The following is an 18,844-nucleotide window of genomic DNA, read 5'->3' as shown; positions in this document are numbered from 1 at the left end:
AAAATATTTCCGGAGACGATTGGAGATGATTATAAATGAAACTCAGACTGCCTTTTGAGATCAACAGAAGTTCCCTGATGGCAAAAGCACTTATTATCCTGCTGATTCTGGTGCTTCCCTTCAACATAATCGGCATTGTCGTATCCGTAGTTTCCTATCAGAATTCTATAAAAAGTGCCGAAACGGTGATCCGATATACGCTGGAATCCCAGGCAACTACGCTGGACAGCAAAGTTTATAATACGCACACTGTTTTTTATGATCTTGCGACGGATAATCCAACCCTTACCTCGCTCTGCAGCGCCCGGGACGATTCCCGGTATCTGATTTTCCGCCATCAGCTTGTGGATTCCCTGACATCACAGATACGCATCTCCAACGTGGCGGATACATTCTTCATTTACGTGCCGGACCGTGATGATTATATTCCGGTTCCCAATTATACTGCTGCTACTTCCGGCACACGTCCTTACTATACATATATTGAAAATCTGGACCGGTACGGTTCCCAGTGGTTTTTGCCGGAAGATCACACCCAGATGGTACGTGTCATTTATAATTCTGCTCTGGGAGTTTATTATGGCGCCGCCATAGACCTGAATGACTTTATGGAACAGTATGGCACGTTATCCAGCTATAAGTCTCTGGAATTATCTTTCGAGACTTCACCGCAGGAATCCACGCTGACGACGCACTATTTCAGCCGGGAAATCGAGGACGGCATCTATCTGACCGCCGCCATCTCATCCAGAGATTTGAACAGCAGCCCCGGCGTGCTGCCTGCTGCTGTCATTTTGTTTTTCATCCTGTATCTGGCGCTGATTCCCTGCCTGTACCAGCTGATGAAACGCTACGTTGCAACGCCGCTGACCCGCCTGAACTTTGCCCAGCTGCAGCTTCGGCAGGGCAACGACGACTACCGGATCACGGAGCCTGCCAATTCCATGGAGTTTGGCGCGGCATACGAGAGTTTCAACAAGATGGCGTCCTCCCTTCAGAAGCTCCAGAAAGAGGTGCTGGACAAGGAGCTCTCCAACAAGCAGCTCCAGATCGATTTCCTGCAGCTGCAGATCCGTCCCCATTTTCTCCTGAACTCCTTCAACGTGCTCTACACGCTGATTCAGAGCGGACACCGGGAAAACGCTCAGGAAATGGTGCTGTTCCTCTCCGACTATTTCCGCTACCTCTTCCGCAGCGTCGGGGACCTGCAGCTTTTCTCAAAGGAGCGGAAACTGATCGAAGATTACATGAACATCACAAAGATCTATTATCCCGTCTCTTTTGAAGTTTCCTATCAGTTGGAGCCGATCCTGGATGTGATGCGGGTGCCACCCCTGGTACTCCACAGTTTTATGGAAAATATTATTGCCCACGCCCTGCTGCCGGACCGGAAAGTACATATCGTTTTCTCCGGCGAGTATGAGGATGGGGTGGTGACTTTTTACATTTCAGACGATGGGAAAGGCATGGACGAGGAAGCCGTCCGCTCCATCAACGAACTGGAATCTCTGGAACAGTATTCCGTGGAAGACGGAAAGAATGTGGGCATCAAGAATTCCATCTGGCGTCTGCGCTATTATTACGGGGACAATGTTTCGGTTGTCTGTGACTCGGAAATCAATGTAGGCACCACTTTTACGATTACCATACCATACAATCTGGAGGAGGAATACTGATGAAGCTGCTGATCGTAAATGACATCGCCATCGAGGCGCAGACCATGGCGTCCGACATCCACTGGGAAGAGTACGGTATTGACGGCGTATTTACCGCATTCAGCGCTCTGCAGGCAAGAGAGGTCATTCAGGCAAACCATATCGATATCCTGCTCTCCGACATTGAGATGCCTGACGAAAACGGACTCTCCCTGATCCACTGGATCCAGGATAACGGCTACGATATCGACTGCGTCCTTCTGACCTGCCATGCAGATTTTGAATATGCCCGGGAAGGGCTCTCCCTTGGTTGCCAGGACTACATCACCCTTCCGGCGAAATACGAGGATATCGCGAAGGCGGTGCAGAAAGTCTGTCTGCGCAGGCAGCAGCATCTGGAGGAAAAACGTCTCCAGGACTACGGAAAGAACTGGCTTGCCAACCAGATCCAGACGGCGTCCGCCGAGGAGGAAGAAGGAAACACCCGCTCCACCCCGGCGGAGATCGCGGAGAAATGTGTCAATTACATTCTGGACCATATCGGTGACAGCACCTTAAGCGTCAACGATATCGCCGGAAGTGTTTATCTAAACCCGATCTACCTGAACCGTATCTTTAAGAAGGAGAAAGGATACAGCATTAATCAGTGGATCATAAAGGAGCGGATGGAGCTTGCCTCCACCCTGTTCCTTACCACTGACAAGCCTGCTGCCGACATCTCCTGGCAGATCGGATACAGCAACTATCCCTATTTCTCCACGGTATTTAAAAAATACTACGGCATGACGCCGTCCCAGTATGTAAAAGAGCACAGGCACCCGGAATCATGATCCCGGAGGGTCTGTGCTCTTTTCTTATTTTTCGTCTGCTCTGCTCTCATCTATCCGCAGAATTCCCCTTGGCGTTACGATCTCGCCGCGGATCCAGGAGAGATGTCCCAGATCTGTTTTCTTCTCGTATTCTGCAAATCCCGGTTTCACAGGACGGATCCCCAGATAGACCGCCGGGAGTGCGTACAGCGCCAATGCTCCCCAGGCGTGGCAGTCGCTTCTCTGATCGGTAAAATTCTCCGCGCAGGTGGTCATGTTGTTCTTCACCATCCAGCGCCACGGCTCCCACATCTGATCCGCCTTTTCCAGCATCCCGGTTTTCCTGAACGCCTCCAGAAGATAAAAACTCATGGACACCGAACACTGGGGAATGCCCTCTGTTCCAAACGTCCGTTCCAGGTTTTTCCTTCCCTGCTCCTCAGAAACGGTATCGGTCAGTGCAGCCCATACCTGGCAGTGCGTGCTGTAAAGCTCCAGTCCGGGTCCATCCTGGATCAGGCCGTCCTTTCCGGTACAGTATGCCTGAACCGCTGCTCTTACCTTTTCCGCGCGTTCCCGGTACTCTTCTGCCACACCTTCCCTGCCGATGTACTCTGCCAGCTCCGCCGCTCTCAGCAGTCCGCAGAGGTAAAGCAGACTCTCCATGGTTATGGAACCGTCGCCCTGTAAAGCTGCTGCCGGAACCCCGACCGATTCATTCCACTCCGGGCACCAGTCAATGAATGACCAGTATTTGTGACGGAACAGCACGCCGCCCACGCTTCCCACCAGACCTTTCTCTGTCAGATGGTTATGGAAAAATTCCAGAACACGGTCCACACAGGCAAAATGTTCACGCACCAGTGCCTTGTCTCCGAAATACATCATGTGATCATGTACCATAAGGATATAGAAAATGGAAAACCCTGGGATCACATTGACCCCCACCGCCGGAGCGCTCGCCTGCAGGATTCCGTCGCTTCTCTGTGTTTTCCGGAACGAATCCATACACTGGCGCGCCAGGCGGTCATCCCCCGACACTGCGTAAGTAAAGAGGATCTCCGCACGGGAATCCATGGTATACTGGAGCTGCTCATAGAAAGGACAGTCCACATACGTCTCGTGCATACACCGTTTCAGAGAGCGCATGGAAATATCCCAGATCCTGTTCAGCGACTCGTCGGACGTCTCAAGGTGCGTCTTTACCTCAAGCGGATACCCGGTGGACAGATAATCATAGCCAAGCAGGGACATGCCCTGATCCTTTGTGGTGATCTTCACCTGGATATAACGGAATGTGCGGAACAGAAACGGAGTATATTTCTCCGGTTTCTCCTTCGTACCGTATCCTGCTGCGTAATAGACGTCAGTCGTACCCTCAAGAACGCCGTGTACATAATCTGTACGGTCTCCTTTCAGGGGCGGGAGCTTCCTTGCCCCGCTCGGCGTCACCACGTCCGGCTGCGGCACTCCGTAACACTCCGAGCAGAGGAACGTAATCTCTGCTTCCTTTCCCCCTGCCATGATAAATGCAGGATATCCGCACATTTCTTCTCCGGCTGAGATCTCCACGATCTGGGTCGTATTTGCAGGGATTTCTACAGTTCCCGTTCCGGAGAGCATCTTCTCCCACTGCTCCTTTAAAGAATCCGCCGTCTGGGCAGACGATTCCCGCACACAGACTACGCCCTCAAATCTGCAGGATTCGTGCCGCATTGGCGGAATCGTCCGCTCCTCCATATTGAAGGGCGCAACAGGCTTGTTCACCTGAAGGAAATTATAGGGCTTTGCCTCCTGCCAGGAGCTGTCGTCATAGCCGGACTCCATCCAGCCTGCCAGATCCGCCCGCGCATGAACCCGCTCTTCCCCGTGAATAGGCGCCGGGTTGAAAGGTTCCCCGGTGATTCCGATATGGGACGCCATGGTATACCGCCATCCTTCTTTTCCGTTCAGTGCCTTTTCCACCGCATCTCCCAGATCTTCGATATAAAGGCAGGGATACTGGCTGTAATACAGACTGTCGTTTCTTCGGGCCGGATCTTCCGGATAATACAGCACCTCCACGGCTGCCGTGTTCTTTTCTCCCTTTCTTACATATTTACCCAAGTCGGCAGAATCCGCATAAGCAGTCTCTGCGTTCCCCTTCTGGGGGCCTTCCTGCACAAATACGTCGTTGATGTACAGCTTGTAGCGGCAGTTGGCGGATATGCGGATCTTCCCGGCGTCGTTAAATTCTTTGCGGAAATATACGATGCAGGGATACTCCCGTTCGTCATGAATTTCGTCCTGCATCCAGATCCAGTTTGTCCTGAAAAAATCTTGATTCATCGGAACGTCCTCCTTCGTCCAAAGTATTCTGTTATTGATTCTATCAGCAAACAGCCATTATGGAAAACCAGTTTCTGGCTTTCCGGTACATTTTTTCGCTATATTTTATTCATTATGATGCGAAGATGCCTGATCATCTGCATGCTTTTTTCTGCAGATGGACATACAGCGCTCCGATCAGGTTTGAGTCGTTAAAGAACCGGCAGGTCGTCACTTCCGGTACCGGCGTCTCGTAGGGATAGATCCCGCTGATCCTGCCAAGTTCTTCCCGGATCATTCCGATCAGAAGAGGCTGGGCGCTGACTCCGCCGCCCACTGCGATGCGCTCCGGATCAAAGATAAACTGGCAGTTATTGATCAGCACGGCAAGCCGGCAGGCATAATCCCGGATACAGCTAAGTACCTCCTCATCCCCTGCATCTGCCATGGCAAAAATCTTCTCTCCGCTTAAACTTTCCTCCGGAATATGCTTCTTCTCCGACACCACATGGATCAGTGCCGGCACACCGCCTGTCTTCGCAAGCGTTTTCGCGGGATTTAACGCGTCGCTGCTCTCGGTCAGGACATAACTGAATTCCCCTGCCATACAGTTGCTTCCACGCACAACTTTCCGGTCATAGATCACTGCGCCCCCGACAGCGGTTCCGATGATCACCACGATCCCGTTCCGGCAGTCAGCAAGAGCACCTTTCCACACTTCCGCAAGCGCCGCACTTTTCGCGTCATTCTCTACTGTAACAGGGACATGACACAACTCTCCCAGTCTTTCCGCCACAGCCAGGTTGCTGACGCAGTGCAGGGATCCGCTTGTATACATGTATCCCGCATCACTGTCGATCACCCCGGCGGAGCTTATGGCAATCCCGCTCACTTCATCTTTGTTCTCCTCATAGAGCTTTACGATCATCTCAAGGAAACGCTCCTCGCTGTCCTGGATGGTCGGCGTTTTATCTTTTTTATAGAAATTGCACTGTTCATCCATGACCGCATATTTTGTAAACGTCCCGCCTACATCAATGACCAGATATTTCATCTGCCTTTCCCTCCTTCAGACTCTCCCCGTTACTCTCAATGACAGACTTGTACCACCGGAAACTCTTCTTCCTGTAACGTGCAAGTGTCCCTGTGCCGTCATTGTTCCGGTCCACATAGATAAAGCCGTAGCGTTTTCTCATCTCCGCCGTGGATGCGCTGACCAGGTCGATGCATCCCCATGAGGTATAGCCGATCACGTCCACCCCGTCCTCGATGGCTTCCTCCACCTGGCGCAGATGGTCTCTCATATATTCGATCCGGTAGTCATCCTCCACGGTAAAACTTCCCTTTCCGTCCGGCACAAGAGTATCTGCCGCGCCCAGTCCGTTTTCCACGATAAACAGAGGCTTCTGGTACTTGTCCCAGAGCTGGTTCAATACATACCTGAGTCCCTTCGGGTCGATCTGCCATCCCCATTCACTTGCTTTCAATGTGGGGTTGGGAACACCGCCGAGGAGATTTCCCTCTCCCCGGATATTTTTCGCCGGATCTGCCGTCGCGCAGACGCTGACATAATAACTGAAGGAAATGAAATCCACCGTATTTTTCAGGATTTCCCTGTCCTCATCCGTAATATCAAGCTCGATCCCGTGCTCCCGGAAATAGCGCTTCACATAGCCGGGATATTCCCCCCGCACATGGACATCCGTGAATACGGAATTTTTATGTTCCTCCTCCATCGCTTTGATCACATCTGACGGATCCGGTGACAGAGGGTATACCGGCATGCTTAAGATCATGCACCCGATCCGGAACTCCGGATTGATCTCATGTCCGATCTTTGTAGCCAGCGCGCTTGCCACCAGCTCGTGGTGGATCGCCTGGTATAACTGCGAATCCGTAAGCTGCTCCTTCGGCGTATTGATGCCGCCGCTCATGAACGGGGAGTTCAGGATGGAGTTGATCTCATTAAAGGTCAGCCAGTATTTCACCTTGTCCTTATATCTGGCAAATATGGTTCTCACATACCGCTCGTAGAATCCGATCAGTCTGCGGTCCAGCCACCCGTCGTAGGCTTCCGCCAGATGAAGAGGCGTCTCGTAGTGGGAGATCGTCACAAGGGGCTGTATCCCGTATTTCAGGCACTCGTCAAACAGACTGTCGTAGAATGCAAGCCCCGCCTCATTGGGCTCCTCCTCATCCCCGTTGGGGAATATCCGGCTCCAGGCAATCGAAGTGCGGAATACCTTGAATCCCATCTCTGCAAAAAGTTTGATATCCTCTTTATATCTGTGGTAAAAATCGATTCCCTCCAACTTTAAATTATCCGGAGTCGGCTTTTCTGTCCTTGCGCCTTTCACTCCTTTTGGAAGAACGTCCTGGATGGAAAGACCTTTGCCATCTTCCAGATATGCGCCTTCACACTGATTGGCAGCCACAGCGCCGCCCCATAAAAAATTCTTCGGAAACATCGTTTTCTTCCTCCTTATTCATCCTTTGAATTAAACTCCGCCGGTTTGAACCGCTCCCGGTATTCTCTCGGCGTCATATGCTTATATTTCCGGAACATTTTTCCAAAATAACTCTGCGACGGAAAGTTCACATACTCGCTGATATAGGCGATCGTCTCCTCCGAGTAGATCAGGAGATTCGCCGCCCGCTCCACCTTAAACTGATTGATATAATCCTGCAGCTGCATTCCCGTCTCGCGGGAAAAGATCCTGGACAGATACGTGCTGCTGATCCCCAGGCTGTCCGCCATGTCTTTCAGATAGATTTTTTCTTTATAGTGCTTGCTGATATAGTCCATACATCTTTCAATGTAATTGGAATGTTTGCCGTTCTCCCGTTTTCTTCTGACCCTCTCCGTCAGATCCTGCACCGCCCGGTTCCGGATTTCCAGAAGGTCTGAGACTTTACGGCACTCTTCTGTTTTCTGGATATAGAAATCACTGATCTTGTACGCTTCTGCCGGACTTAATCCTCCTTCAATGGCGGCCCGGACGCACAGCGTGACTGCAGCCACTACCGTATTGGTCCAGTGGGTAAGATCCCGGCGTCCCAGACGCCCTACACCGATATCCAGTTCACTGGAATAGCGGACTGCCTCCTCCGTCCTTCCCTCTCTCACACAGTCAAGAAGCCTGCGCTCTTCCTGGTAGGTATGGTGATAGCGCTCCTTCTCATCCTCCCGGATTTCAAAAAGGATCTGCTCTTTTTCCACCTCTTCGTCGGATTCTCCTGCCAGATGATTTGCTTCCAGAAGATCCTTCTCCGGGAAGTCTTTCCTCAGGATCTCATATGCCATCATCTGTACCGCCGCTATGATCATGGAAAGCGTCATGACCGGGATCTGTCTTCCGTTCCCGGATTTCATCCCGTATTCTCTGTAATACCGGCGCAGCTCCACCTCATCCATATTTTCCAGGGCGAAAGGTCCGGCGAGAATGAATGTTCCGTTTCCTTCACGGATACAGGCACAAACTGTCTGCCAGGCGTCCTGATACAGAAGCGGGACGTCCTGTTCCTTTGCCAGGGTGATCAGCTTTTCGCGGAAAATCCGGTTATCGCGGATCGGATTGAACTCCGGGCTTGTATGGTATTCCTCCGGAACGCCGTCCGTACAGCAGAATATTTCTGTCCTCAGCAAAAGAGACAGCCGTTCCAGCTGGTATCTGTTTTTCATTGTAACCTCACTTCCGTTGTAAAAAAATTGTCTTCTGCAAAATTCAACTTTGTAATCATTTTAACAGGTTGTTGAGGCGTTATGTATAATTATTTTGTTCTTTTTAGTCTCATCTTGTCCAAATTCATAAAACAGAAAAGCAGAAAACAGAGCGGGCGGGGCGCTGCAGTAATCGGCCTGCAGCGCCCCGCTCGCTCTGTTTTTCTTTTATCACCACTTCTCTTATTGTAATGCTGTTGCACCGGATGCCTCAGATCTCCCTTGCCACTTCAAAGGCAGAGCCGATGGAAGTGTAAATATCCCCGACCTCTTTTCCGTCGCCCACTTCATAGACCTCGATTCCGTGTCCGTAAAGCTCTCTTGCCATGGATGGCACGGGACGGAAACCAACTGCAATAACAACCGTATCTGCTTCCAGGAACATCTCTCCGTTTTCTCCGGTTACAAAGACGCCTTCATCCGTTACTTTCGAGAGCATGGTCCCTGTTTTTACCTTCGTCCCGTAATACTTGAATGCATCAAGTAAAAACTGTTTATTTATAGAAGGAACGGGACCGTTCAGAATGTGATCCAGACCTTCCACAACTGTCACGTCTTTCTTCTTCATGGATAGATCGTATGCGATCTCACAGCCGACCAGACCGCCGCCGACAACGACAACTTTTTCTCCCAGCTCTGCTTTCCCACTCAAAATATCCAGACAGCCGACCGCCTTTTCGATTCCCTCCACTTTCGGAGTCACAGGCACCGAACCGACAGCAAGGATAACGGCATCCGGATGCACCTCTGTGATTTCCCCGGCAGATATTTTCCTTCCGGTATGTATTTCTACCTGCAGACGCTCAAGTTCCTGCTGATACCAGGCATTCAGCCTGTGGATATCATTTTTGAATTCATGAGCCCCTGCCGGGATCAGATTCCCGCCAAGCTCACTGTTTGCTTCGTACAGGACAACTTTATGCCCTCTCCTGGTCAGTGTTCTCGCCGCTTCCATCCCCGCGACTCCGCCGCCGACAACGATCACATTTTTCTTTTCCAGGGCAGGCTGCGGCAGATAGTCTACGCTCTTGCCAAGCTCCGGATTCACTGCACAGTAAGAATCCACTCCCTGCTCCAGCAGACGGTACATGCATCCCTGATTGCATGCGATGCATGGGCGGATCCGCTCCGGCATGCCCATTTCTACTTTTTTCGGGAGATCCGGGTCCGCGAGAGACGGTCTGCCAAGAACGACCGCATCAATCTTTCCGTCTCTTACAGCCTCCTCGTCAAGATCGATATCCGCCATACGCCCTCCAAGCATAACCGGAATCTTTACTTCCTGTTTCACCCGGGCTGCCAGATCGATCGCGAACCCGGATGGTACATACATCGGAGGACATGCGTAATAGAAGGAATCATATACGCCTGTGTCAACAGACAGGCCGTCCAGTCCATAGGACTCCAGCAGTTTTGCGATCTCAACCGCCTCATCGATATCCCTGCCCTTTTCCTCACTGCCGTCAAAGCTTGCCTCATTGAAATCTTTCATGAAGGCTTTCAGTCCCAGACGGATCGTCACGATAAAATCACTTCCACAGGCATTTTTTATCCCTTCGATCAGTTCTTTTGCGATACGGATTCTGTTTTCCAGTGTTCCGCCATATTCATCCGTCCGATGATTCGTGATGCTCATGGAAAATTCATCCAGCAGATATCCCCAGTGCATCGCATGGATTTCAAATCCGTCGTATCCGCCCTGTTTGCACAGTTTCGCCGCCTCGATCATAAGACGCTCTTTTTCATGGATCTGTTCCACGGTCAGGACCGGGGACGTCTGATCCGGGAAATTGTAAACAGGCAGGGCGCTCGGCGCCAGATAGCCCGGATAATTTCTCCCAAGTCCCATTGTCACCTGGGCAATGATCTTTGTCCCGTATATATGAACCCTTCTGGTCAGCTCAAGAGACGTTTTTACGAATAATGAGGGACTTTTCAGCGGATTTGCCGCCAGCGGATTGTCAGCATCCACGGTGCTGTCCGAGTTAAACGACCCGGAATAGATAAGACCGAATCCGCCCTTAGCTCTTCTCTCGTAATATTCCAGCCCCTTTGTGTTGATCTCCCCGGTCAGGCTCATAGATGAATCCCACGCCCATCGGAGCGACCACAAAACGGTTTCTGAGGACTGTGTTTCCAAGTTTCATCGGACTGTTGAGATACTCGTACTGTTTCATCATTGTATTCCTCCTTCTATATTGACATGATGTCACTAATCAAAGAATAACTCTAAAGTGACATTGTGTCAATATAAAAGAAGAAAAAATACAGAAACCAGAAATACAGAAGCGATAAAAAGCATAAAAAATAAAGTTCTTAAGAGCACGATCAAAAACAGACTTAACTTTCTCCTGGAAATCCTCCGTTTAAAAGCGCTGTAATGCAGTCATAGGACAGCTGGTATATCGAATAATAATGAAATCCCACATCTGCCTCTTCCATGGCCTTTACCGCTTTTTCATTTAAATTCGTATAGGGGTAAAGCCCGAAGGTGAAGGGGAAGAAGGTGTAAATAAATTTTTCCTTCTGCTCTTCGCTCAAGTCCGCGCAGAATTTGTCGAGAATCCGCCTCATGATCTTCATCGAATCTCCCAGTGCCTTTTTATACTCTACTACTCTCTCAAACCTGCTCTGTTCTTCCAGTTCAAAATTATTCATCGACATGATCTTTAAAAGCTGGATCCTCTCTTCCAGAGAGCGGGAAACCGCCCTGGCAAGCTCTTCCTTTGTCAGGCTGTCATTTTCATTCAGAATCGCCAGGAGGCTTTCGTTCCATTTTTCATACTCTCTCTGGAGCAGGCCGAGAAATATTTCTTCCTTTGTCCTGTAATATTTATATAACGCTGTTCTTGTAAGCGTCGTTGCATCCGCAATATCCTGCAGTTTGATCTCCTTAAAACTTTTCTCCCTGTAAAGCCTGGAGCATGCCTCAATAATTTCTGATTTTCTTGCTTCGGTAAGCTGAACTGAACCTCTGGACATCGTTTTTCCTCTCTTTCTCTGCTCTGTCTCTCCTAATCTATTTCTCTATTATAGTGAATCCTGAGCCGTATTGTAAATATGTTTATCAGCAGCGTATCAATATTGGGTACTGATTGTTTTATTTTCCGTTGGGAGTCAGAAAATTTTCCGGAATTTTTTTGGAATTTTTTTCAAAAAATTATTGACAGATTCTGGTCAAAGATGTATTATATAATGGTGTCTTACATAAGACTTGTGCGGAAGTGTCGGAACTGGCAGACGAGCAAGACTAAGGATCTTGTGACATTCGTGTCGTGTGGGTTCAAGTCCCATCTTCCGCATTATAGAACAGCAAATTCTGTGGTTGCAGGATTTGCTTTTTCTATTTTACTGATATAATCCTCCGCACGATTCCGGTTAAAAATAAAAGAAAAAAAGTGTTGACATTTTAACAGGAAACGTGTATTATATCACTTGTGGTCAGCGCGGGAGACCAGTTGACTACGAATAATGAGTTGCGGAAGTGTCGGAACTGGCAGACGAGCAAGACTAAGGATCTTGTGACATTCGTGTCGTGTGGGTTCAAGTCCCATCTTCCGCATTTATAATAATTGCTGGAACCCTTGTATTTCTTGGGTTTCAGTTTTTTTTATCAGAGGAGGCTTTAATATGAGATGTGCAATTTATGGAGCCTGAAAAAAGAACAGTCCGGGGAACTTCCTCTGTCGGCTTCGAATCTGGAACTGTTTAAGGATCTGATTTGATCCCTTTTTGACAGAAAGAAGGAGCAGCTGAAAACCTTTGTTTTTATGCTGCTCCTTCTTTCTGTCAGTTAATTATGGCTTTGCATCCCCGCCGCCCTCATTTCTCCTATTGCTTATACTTACTCCATATTTCCCGGGAATCTGGGGATCCCGTCAAATCCGGCTTTGAGATCCTCGTCTGTGGGGATATAATCCGTCATTCTTCCATCGTTGAACGCTTCGTATGCATACATATCGAAATATCCGGTTCCTGTCAGTCCGAAAAGGATCGTCTTCTCTTCCCCTGTTTCTTTACACCTGAGAGCCTCGTCAATAGCAACCTTGATCGCGTGGCTGCTCTCCGGAGCGGGAAGAATCCCCTCCACTCTCGCGAACTGCTCTGCCGCTTCAAACACAGCCGTCTGCTCTACTGATCTGGCTTCCATGTACCCGTCGTGATAAAGCTGTGAAAGTGTGGAACTCATACCGTGATAGCGCAGGCCCCCGGCGTGGTTTGCGGAAGGGATAAAACCGCTTCCCAGAGTATACATCTTCGCCAGCGGGCAGACCATTCCCGTATCGCAGAAATCATATGCATACACGCCTCGTGTCAGGCTCGGGCAGGACGCCGGTTCCACTGCGATAAACTCATAATCAGCCTCGCCTCTGAGCTTCTCGCCCATAAACGGGGAGATCAGTCCGCCGAGGTTGGAACCGCCGCCTGCGCATCCGATGATGATGTCCGGCTTGATTCCGTATTTATCCATGGCGATTTTCGTCTCAACACCGATCACAGACTGGTGAAGGAGCACCTGATTCAGAACGCTTCCAAGCACATATCTGTACCCCTCTGTATGGGTAGCCACTTCCACAGCCTCGGAAATCGCGCATCCCAGGCTTCCGGATGTTCCCGGATGCTCTGCCAGGATCTTTCTTCCCACTTCCGTTGTATCCGACGGTGACGGTGTCACGCTTGCACCGTAAGTGCGCATCACCTCACGGCGGAAAGGTTTCTGCTCGTAGGAGCATTTCACCATATATACTTTGCAGTCAAGATCCAGATACGCGCATGCCATGGAAAGAGCGGTTCCCCACTGCCCTGCCCCGGTCTCTGTCGTAACACCTTTGAGTCCCTGATCTTTTGCGTAGTAAGCCTGGGCAATAGCAGAATTCAGCTTATGACTTCCGCTGGTATTATTTCCTTCAAATTTATAATAGATCTTTGCCGGAGTCTGCAGCTTCTCCTCCAGACAGTAAGCCCTCACAAGCGGAGACGGACGGTACATCTTATAGAAGTCCCGGATTTTCTGGGGGATCTCAATGTAGCGGTTGTCATTGTCAAGTTCCTGCTTTACCAGTTCCTCGCAGAATACAACGCCAAGCTCCTCGGCGGTCATAGGCTTTAATGTCGCCGGATTGAGAAGCGGCGCGGGCTTATTCTTCATATCCGCCCGGACGTTGTACCATTCTTTCGGCATCTCACTTTCTTCCAGATAGATTTTGTACGGGATTTTCTGTTCACTCATTTTTCTTCTCCTTTCTACTTACGCGAGAGAAGTTCGCAGGCCATTAAAAAAGCTCCTGTCCCTCGCAAATAAAATGCAGGGACAAGAGCGTAAAATTTCAAACTCCTGCGGTGCCACCCGGCTTGATGTAATTTTATACATCCTCTCACGCATACAAACATATGCTTTCTTTGTTAACGGAGTTAAATCTCCGGCTTTCCTACTTGGCTGCCTTTCCTGAAAATAATAATCCAGGTCATCCTTTTCCGGCACCCCTGTTCAGTTCGCCCTCAGAAGCCCATTCACCCCGCGCCTGTCATACTGCAATTCCACCGCCTGCAGTTCTCTGTAAAGAAGCACATCGAAGTTACTTGCTCTTCCTCATCGGTTTAAAGGAACTTTACCACATTAATCTGATGGTGTCAACCCCTTTTTCAATACCTGTTTTAATACCCGCTTAAACCTGCTTAATACCGGTTATGCACCTTCTCCGCAAAACACATGAAATCCTTCAGTTCGATAAATCTCCCGTCGTCCAGCACTGCTCTCCCGCTCATCCTTCCGAATACCTGGTGCTGTTCCGTGGAGATGCACAGAACTTTCATGGAAGCGGACCGGTCGAGCACCGGGACGAAATCCATCTCAAATCTTCCGTCACTGGAGGAGAATTTCCAGGGCTTCATGTAGTCGTCCTCCGGGATGTGAAATGTCACGTCATCCAGTTTATGCCCTTTTCCGTCATAGAACAGAATATTCTCCGTGGCAGCGGTTGTGTCGCCGAACCCGTATCCCAGATTAAAGCCGAAGGGTCTTCCGCCTACCGTGCCGTTTCCCGAACTCCAGTACCAGGTGTTGTCGTAGGTCCATACGCCACGTCCCCAGTCCAGCGTACCATAATCATGTTTCGGCTCGAACCAGTATGTCACATTGTCATAGGACATATATCCTTCCGCTGGCATACAGTTGATCTTCCGGTTGTAGTAGAAAGCCTTCCCCTCCTGCCATGGTGTGGCGATCACCAGGCTGTCCATATCCGGCTGCTCCAGTGTGATCTCACAGTAGAACGGCTTTCCCTCATAAAAATCCTTAAAATCACAGGAAATCGTCCTTCTCTCCCGCTCCGTGCCAAACTCCAGTCTGAGTCTTTTATCCCGGAAAGATGTATTTCCTTCCTCGGAAGAAGGATGGAGCTTCATCCTGCCCATGGGCAGGGCTGTCACTATGGTTTCCGTGTGTTCCCATCCCTCCCGGAAATTCAGCAGAGACACGGACAGAAGTCCCGCATAGCCCAGGTCCGATATTGTAAATGCCGCCCCGTAATCCTGATTCATCACCAGATAGTAATCCCATTCTTTAATCCGGAAGGCGGGCGCTTTTATCATGCTTCTGTCATAGGTCCACACCGGCGTCCTCGCCCACCCCGGTTCCTGTATCCTTCCTTCCGAATTCAGCAGCGGCTGAACCGCCGTCACTTCATGATTTCTCATGGCAACCACTCCCCTGTCGTTTTCGGGACTGTTTCTTCCCCGTAAGTCACTCAGATAAGAAAACAGCCCGGATCCCAACCGGGACCGGGCTTCCTGTCTCTATAATACTACGCAACCTTCTCTTTTGCAAGAGCTGCAAGTGTTGCGAATCCTTCTTTGTCGTTTACAGCAAGTTCTGCAAGCATCTTTCTGTTGATGTCAACATTTGCCAGCTTCAGGCCGTGCATAAATTTGCTGTAGGAAAGGCCGTTCATTCTTGCTGCAGCGTTGATACGTGCGATCCACAGCTGTCTCATCTGACGTTTGCGCTGCTTTCTTCCTGCGTATGCAGATGTAAGAGCTCTCATTACAGACTGTTTTGCAACTCTGTACTGTTTGGAACGTGCTCCTCTGTATCCTTTCGCCAGTTTCAGTGTTCTGTTATGTTTCTTCTTAGCGTTCATTCCGCCTTTGATTCTTGCCATTTCTTAATCCTCCTTCATCAACTTCCAAATCTTACAGATATGGTAAAACCTTCTTCATATTCTTTACATTGGTAGCATCTGTAATCGTAGCCTGTCTGAGATTTCTTTTTCTCTTCGTAGACTTCTTTGTTAAGATATGGCTCTTGTAAGCTTTATTTCTTTTCAGCTTTCCTGTACCTGTTTTTTTGAAGCGTTTTGCTGCCGCTCTATTTGTTTTGATTTTTGGCATGATAATTTCCTCCTTTATTGTGCTGCCTTTTCAGGATATTCATCCCGGAATATATATTATTTTTTAACGTTTTTCAGTTAAAACCATGCTCATATTCCTGCCTTCAAGCTTTGCAGGTTTTTCCACTACGGCGATGTCCTCAAGCATCTTTGCGAAATCGTCAAGAATATGTTTACTCTGCTGCACATGCGCCATCTCACGGCCGCGGAAACGCAGCGTTACCTTAACCTTATTCCCCTTGGTGATGAACTTCTTGGCATTATTCACCTTGGTGTTAAGGTCATTCGTATCGATATTCGGTGACAGGCGTACTTCCTTGATTTCAACAGTCTTCTGCTTTTTCTTCGCCTCTTTTTCTTTTCTGGTCTGCTCGTACTTGAACTTACCGTAATCAATGATCTTGCAGACCGGCGGTTTGGCCATCGGTGCGATCTTTACAAGATCAAGCTCCGCTTCCTGGGCAATCTTCATTGCCTCTCTGGCAGACATGATGCCTAACTGTTCCCCATCCTCGCTGATCAGACGGATCTCTTTGTCTCTGATCTGCTCGTTAATCATTAAATCGCTAATTGTAGTATACCTCCGTCAAATGAATTTCCCTCAGGTCCTATGCGAAGACACAAAAAAACGAGTGAATATCATATCCACCCGACACAATTAGCAACGCTTTCCGTAAAAGAACCCGGAATCCGTCAAACTTAAAAATATCGAACCAGTAGTCACGCGATTGTGCTATGGTGAGAGTGGATACTCTACTTTGTTTTTTGCTTCACGCAGGTATTAACTTACCACATTCTCATCCTCTTGTCAACAGTAAAAACATGATTTTTTCATCTTCTGATTTTCACACATTCATACCTTATAGAGAAAGCAGCCTGCGGACAGTAAACAGACCGTCTTTTCCGTGCACTGCCCGCCCCGGCCGGATTCCGTCCGAATTTTCACTTTATCCGCTTCCCTGTCAGGCCAGGACCCGGATATATCTTATCACTTACAAACTTACGAATTCTTCATAACAACGCTTTCAACCACATCCGCCACATGCTCGCAGGCGTCCGCGCAGCGCTCCAGATAGATATAGATATCTCTCCATGCAATGATGCGGATGGGATCTTCGGACTCCACATAAAGGCTGCGGATATTTTCCATGAACATCTTGTCCGACTTCTCCTCCAGATCATTGATTCGGATCACCAGGTTCTTCAGATTCTTTGACTTCCTGAATTCCCGGAACTCTTCCAGAAGAGCCTTTACCGCCTCACAGCACTCGATGATAACATCCGTCATCTTAAGTGCTCCCGACTCGATATCCTGCACATTGTTCATGTAGACACGGAGCATTACGTCCTCCACCTTGTCGGTGATGTTATCGATATTCTGGCTCAGAGAGATAATGTCCTCCCTCTCGATGGGCGGTATAAACTCTCTTGCCAGACGGTCCAGCATATCATGCTTTTTCATGTCCGCGCTGTGTTCCACCTTATGAAGCTCGTCCAGCTGCTCCTTAAGCTGGTCCGGATGAAAGTTGTTGAGACTTTCTTTTAACATATGCGCCGCCCTGCATGAATCCTCTGCGCATGCCACAAATGTATCAAAATAGTACAGATCCTGTTTCTTTGCCATTTCTTCTCCTCCTGCTGATTTTCCTTTTTTGTTTTCATACTGCCGTCAGAAAACCATAATAAATATTTTTGCAATCACAAAACTGATCAGTCCGCATCCCGGGAAAGTAAAGATCCAGGTCAGCATCATGTCCTTTACCACCCCGAAATTGATGGCGGAAAGTCGCTTTACAGCTCCCACGCCCATGATCGCGCTTGTCTTTGTGTGTGTCGTAGATACCGGAATTCCGAATACACTGGAGAGGAGCAGACAGACCGCGCCTGCAAGGTCTGCGGAAAATCCCTGGAACTTCTCCAGCTTTACCATATCCATGCCGACAGATTTGATAATCTTCTCTCCGCCGACGCTTGTCCCCACACCCATGACCACGCTGCACAGCAGCATCAGCCATACCGGGATAATCATTCCCTCCACACTGCTCTGCCCGTTGCAGAACGCGATGCCGAGGAACAGAACGCCGATGAATTTCTGACCGTCCTGGGCACCGTGCATAAAGCTCATAAATGCCGCACCGAAGATCTGTGCCACCGTAAAGAAACCGTTCGTACTGCGCCGGTCCATCTCTGCACAGATCAGGGTAAGCGCCTTGCAGATCACCCAGCCCATGGCAAATCCGAGCGCCAGGCTCAGCACAAGTCCGTAGAGTACCTTTACCCACTCATTAAAGTTGATACCGCCGACTCCGTTGTGAATCGCAATCGCTGCCCCGGAAAGTCCGGCGATCAGGCTGTGGCTCTCACTGGTAGGAATGCCGAACACCGATGCGGCGACACTGTAGACAACAATGGAAAAAAGCGCGGCACACAGGGCGATCAGCGCCTCTCCCGTCTCTCCGCCGAAATCCACCATGTTGGAAATCGTAGAAGCCACCGCACTGTTGATGTGCGTCATGACAAGCACGCCCAGAAAATTAAACACTGCACTCATCATGATGGCTGTCCTTACCTTCATACATCTGGTGGCAACACAGGTTGCAATCGCATTTGGCGCATCCGTCCAGCCATTGACAAAGATAACTCCCAGAGTAAGCGCAACCGTAATCAGCAGGACCGGGTTGGAAAAGACCTGCTGACAAAAATCAGTAAATGTAATTCCCATAAACTTTCTCCCTCTATATTTTTGCGCAAAAAAATGGCGTGAAGAAAACAAAAACGGAATCTGCCGCAAATGATACAGACACCTTCTCACATATGATCTATGTCTTCCTCCTGCCATTTATTTTACTTACTTTTTACTTAAATATAACATTCTGTTTTCTGTATGTCAACAAATCTCCATTTACATTTCCGATTTCTTAACATATTATTTATTAATGATCCCCCTTTTCCTGGAAAATTATT

Annotated in this window: 16 protein-coding genes and 2 tRNA genes; 4 read left to right on the top strand and 14 right to left on the bottom strand. The window is 49.1% G+C overall.

The features are described 5' to 3' along the window. Positions 1–35: 35 nt before the first annotated feature. Together B5F07_RS04860 and B5F07_RS04855 are read left to right on the top strand one after the other, a co-directional pair. Entirely contained in the window at positions 36–1,676 is a 1,641-nt protein-coding gene (locus B5F07_RS04860) for a sensor histidine kinase (protein WP_087160149.1), read from the top strand. Then, positions 1,676–2,485 (top strand): response regulator transcription factor, encoded by an 810-nt coding sequence (locus tag B5F07_RS04855; RefSeq protein ID WP_087160148.1) that lies wholly within the window; start codon positions 1,676–1,678, stop codon positions 2,483–2,485. The genes B5F07_RS04860 and B5F07_RS04855 overlap by 1 nt, the downstream gene beginning before the upstream one ends. 24 nt (positions 2,486–2,509) lie before the next feature. Here the strand turns inward: B5F07_RS04855 and B5F07_RS04850 are convergent, their stop codons facing one another. The 7 genes from B5F07_RS04850 to B5F07_RS04825 all read right to left on the bottom strand — a co-directional run bounded on the left by B5F07_RS04850 (position 2,510) and on the right by B5F07_RS04825 (position 11,474). Next, on the bottom strand, positions 2,510–4,792 hold the full coding sequence (locus B5F07_RS04850) for an alpha-L-rhamnosidase-related protein (protein WP_087160147.1): 2,283 nt from the start codon (positions 4,790–4,792) through the stop codon (positions 2,510–2,512). 133 nt (positions 4,793–4,925) lie between these two features. Beyond that, positions 4,926–5,825 carry an ROK family protein gene (locus tag B5F07_RS04845; RefSeq protein ID WP_087160146.1) on the bottom strand — a complete coding sequence of 300 codons (900 nt, stop codon included), beginning with the start codon at positions 5,823–5,825 and terminating at the stop codon, positions 4,926–4,928. Beyond that, complete coding sequence (locus tag B5F07_RS04840; protein ID WP_087160145.1) at positions 5,806–7,239, bottom strand: glycoside hydrolase family 1 protein; 1,434 nt, start codon at positions 7,237–7,239, stop codon at positions 5,806–5,808. Before B5F07_RS04840 ends, B5F07_RS04845 begins: the two co-directional genes overlap by 20 nt. 14 nt (positions 7,240–7,253) lie before the next feature. Continuing rightward, positions 7,254–8,453 carry a helix-turn-helix domain-containing protein gene (locus B5F07_RS04835; protein ID WP_087160144.1) on the bottom strand — a complete coding sequence of 400 codons (1,200 nt, stop codon included), beginning with the start codon at positions 8,451–8,453 and terminating at the stop codon, positions 7,254–7,256. A gap of 250 nt (positions 8,454–8,703) precedes the next feature. After that, on the bottom strand, positions 8,704–10,572 hold the full coding sequence (locus B5F07_RS04830; protein WP_204248818.1) for an FAD-dependent oxidoreductase: 1,869 nt from the start codon (positions 10,570–10,572) through the stop codon (positions 8,704–8,706). Then, positions 10,514–10,672: a hypothetical protein gene (locus B5F07_RS22795; protein ID WP_204248817.1), complete on the bottom strand. Its 159-nt coding sequence runs from the start codon at positions 10,670–10,672 to the stop codon at positions 10,514–10,516. The genes B5F07_RS04830 and B5F07_RS22795 overlap by 59 nt, the downstream gene beginning before the upstream one ends. A gap of 160 nt (positions 10,673–10,832) precedes the next feature. Beyond that, positions 10,833–11,474, bottom strand: a complete 642-nt coding sequence (locus B5F07_RS04825) for a TetR family transcriptional regulator (protein WP_087160143.1) — start codon at positions 11,472–11,474, stop codon at positions 10,833–10,835. 236 nt (positions 11,475–11,710) lie between these two features. Between B5F07_RS04825 and B5F07_RS04820 the strand changes: the two genes are divergently transcribed. Together B5F07_RS04820 and B5F07_RS04815 are read left to right on the top strand one after the other, a co-directional pair. Beyond that, a tRNA-Leu gene (locus B5F07_RS04820) sits at positions 11,711–11,794 on the top strand. A 176-nt stretch (positions 11,795–11,970) separates the two neighbouring features. Further along, positions 11,971–12,054, top strand: a tRNA-Leu gene (locus B5F07_RS04815). Positions 12,055–12,336: 282 nt separating this feature from the next. Here B5F07_RS04815 and B5F07_RS04810 read toward each other — a convergent pair. The 7 genes from B5F07_RS04810 to B5F07_RS04780 form a co-directional block, all read right to left on the bottom strand. Further along, positions 12,337–13,722: a TrpB-like pyridoxal phosphate-dependent enzyme gene (locus tag B5F07_RS04810; protein WP_087160142.1), complete on the bottom strand. Its 1,386-nt coding sequence runs from the start codon at positions 13,720–13,722 to the stop codon at positions 12,337–12,339. A gap of 446 nt (positions 13,723–14,168) precedes the next feature. Then, positions 14,169–15,188 carry a DUF2804 domain-containing protein gene (locus B5F07_RS04805; RefSeq protein ID WP_087160206.1) on the bottom strand — a complete coding sequence of 340 codons (1,020 nt, stop codon included), beginning with the start codon at positions 15,186–15,188 and terminating at the stop codon, positions 14,169–14,171. 107 nt (positions 15,189–15,295) lie between these two features. Continuing rightward, a complete protein-coding gene (rplT, locus tag B5F07_RS04800; RefSeq protein ID WP_087160141.1) occupies positions 15,296–15,652 on the bottom strand; it encodes a 50S ribosomal protein L20 in 357 nt (118 codons plus the stop codon). Positions 15,653–15,683: 31 nt separating this feature from the next. Next, entirely contained in the window at positions 15,684–15,881 is a 198-nt protein-coding gene (gene rpmI / locus B5F07_RS04795; RefSeq protein ID WP_004840820.1) for a 50S ribosomal protein L35, read from the bottom strand. A 63-nt stretch (positions 15,882–15,944) separates the two neighbouring features. Further along, complete coding sequence (gene infC, locus B5F07_RS04790) at positions 15,945–16,439, bottom strand: translation initiation factor IF-3 (protein ID WP_087160140.1); 495 nt, start codon at positions 16,437–16,439, stop codon at positions 15,945–15,947. 441 nt (positions 16,440–16,880) lie between these two features. Next, positions 16,881–17,504 carry a DUF47 domain-containing protein gene (locus tag B5F07_RS04785; RefSeq protein WP_087160139.1) on the bottom strand — a complete coding sequence of 208 codons (624 nt, stop codon included), beginning with the start codon at positions 17,502–17,504 and terminating at the stop codon, positions 16,881–16,883. A 45-nt stretch (positions 17,505–17,549) separates the two neighbouring features. Beyond that, entirely contained in the window at positions 17,550–18,602 is a 1,053-nt protein-coding gene (locus B5F07_RS04780) for an inorganic phosphate transporter (protein WP_087160138.1), read from the bottom strand. Between the last annotated feature and the right edge of the window lie 242 nt (positions 18,603–18,844).

The organism is Lachnoclostridium sp. An169, from assembly GCF_002160525.1.
Classification (GTDB): domain Bacteria; phylum Bacillota; class Clostridia; order Lachnospirales; family Lachnospiraceae; genus Mediterraneibacter; species Mediterraneibacter cottocaccae.
This window is presented reverse-complemented; position numbering and strand designations above follow the sequence as displayed.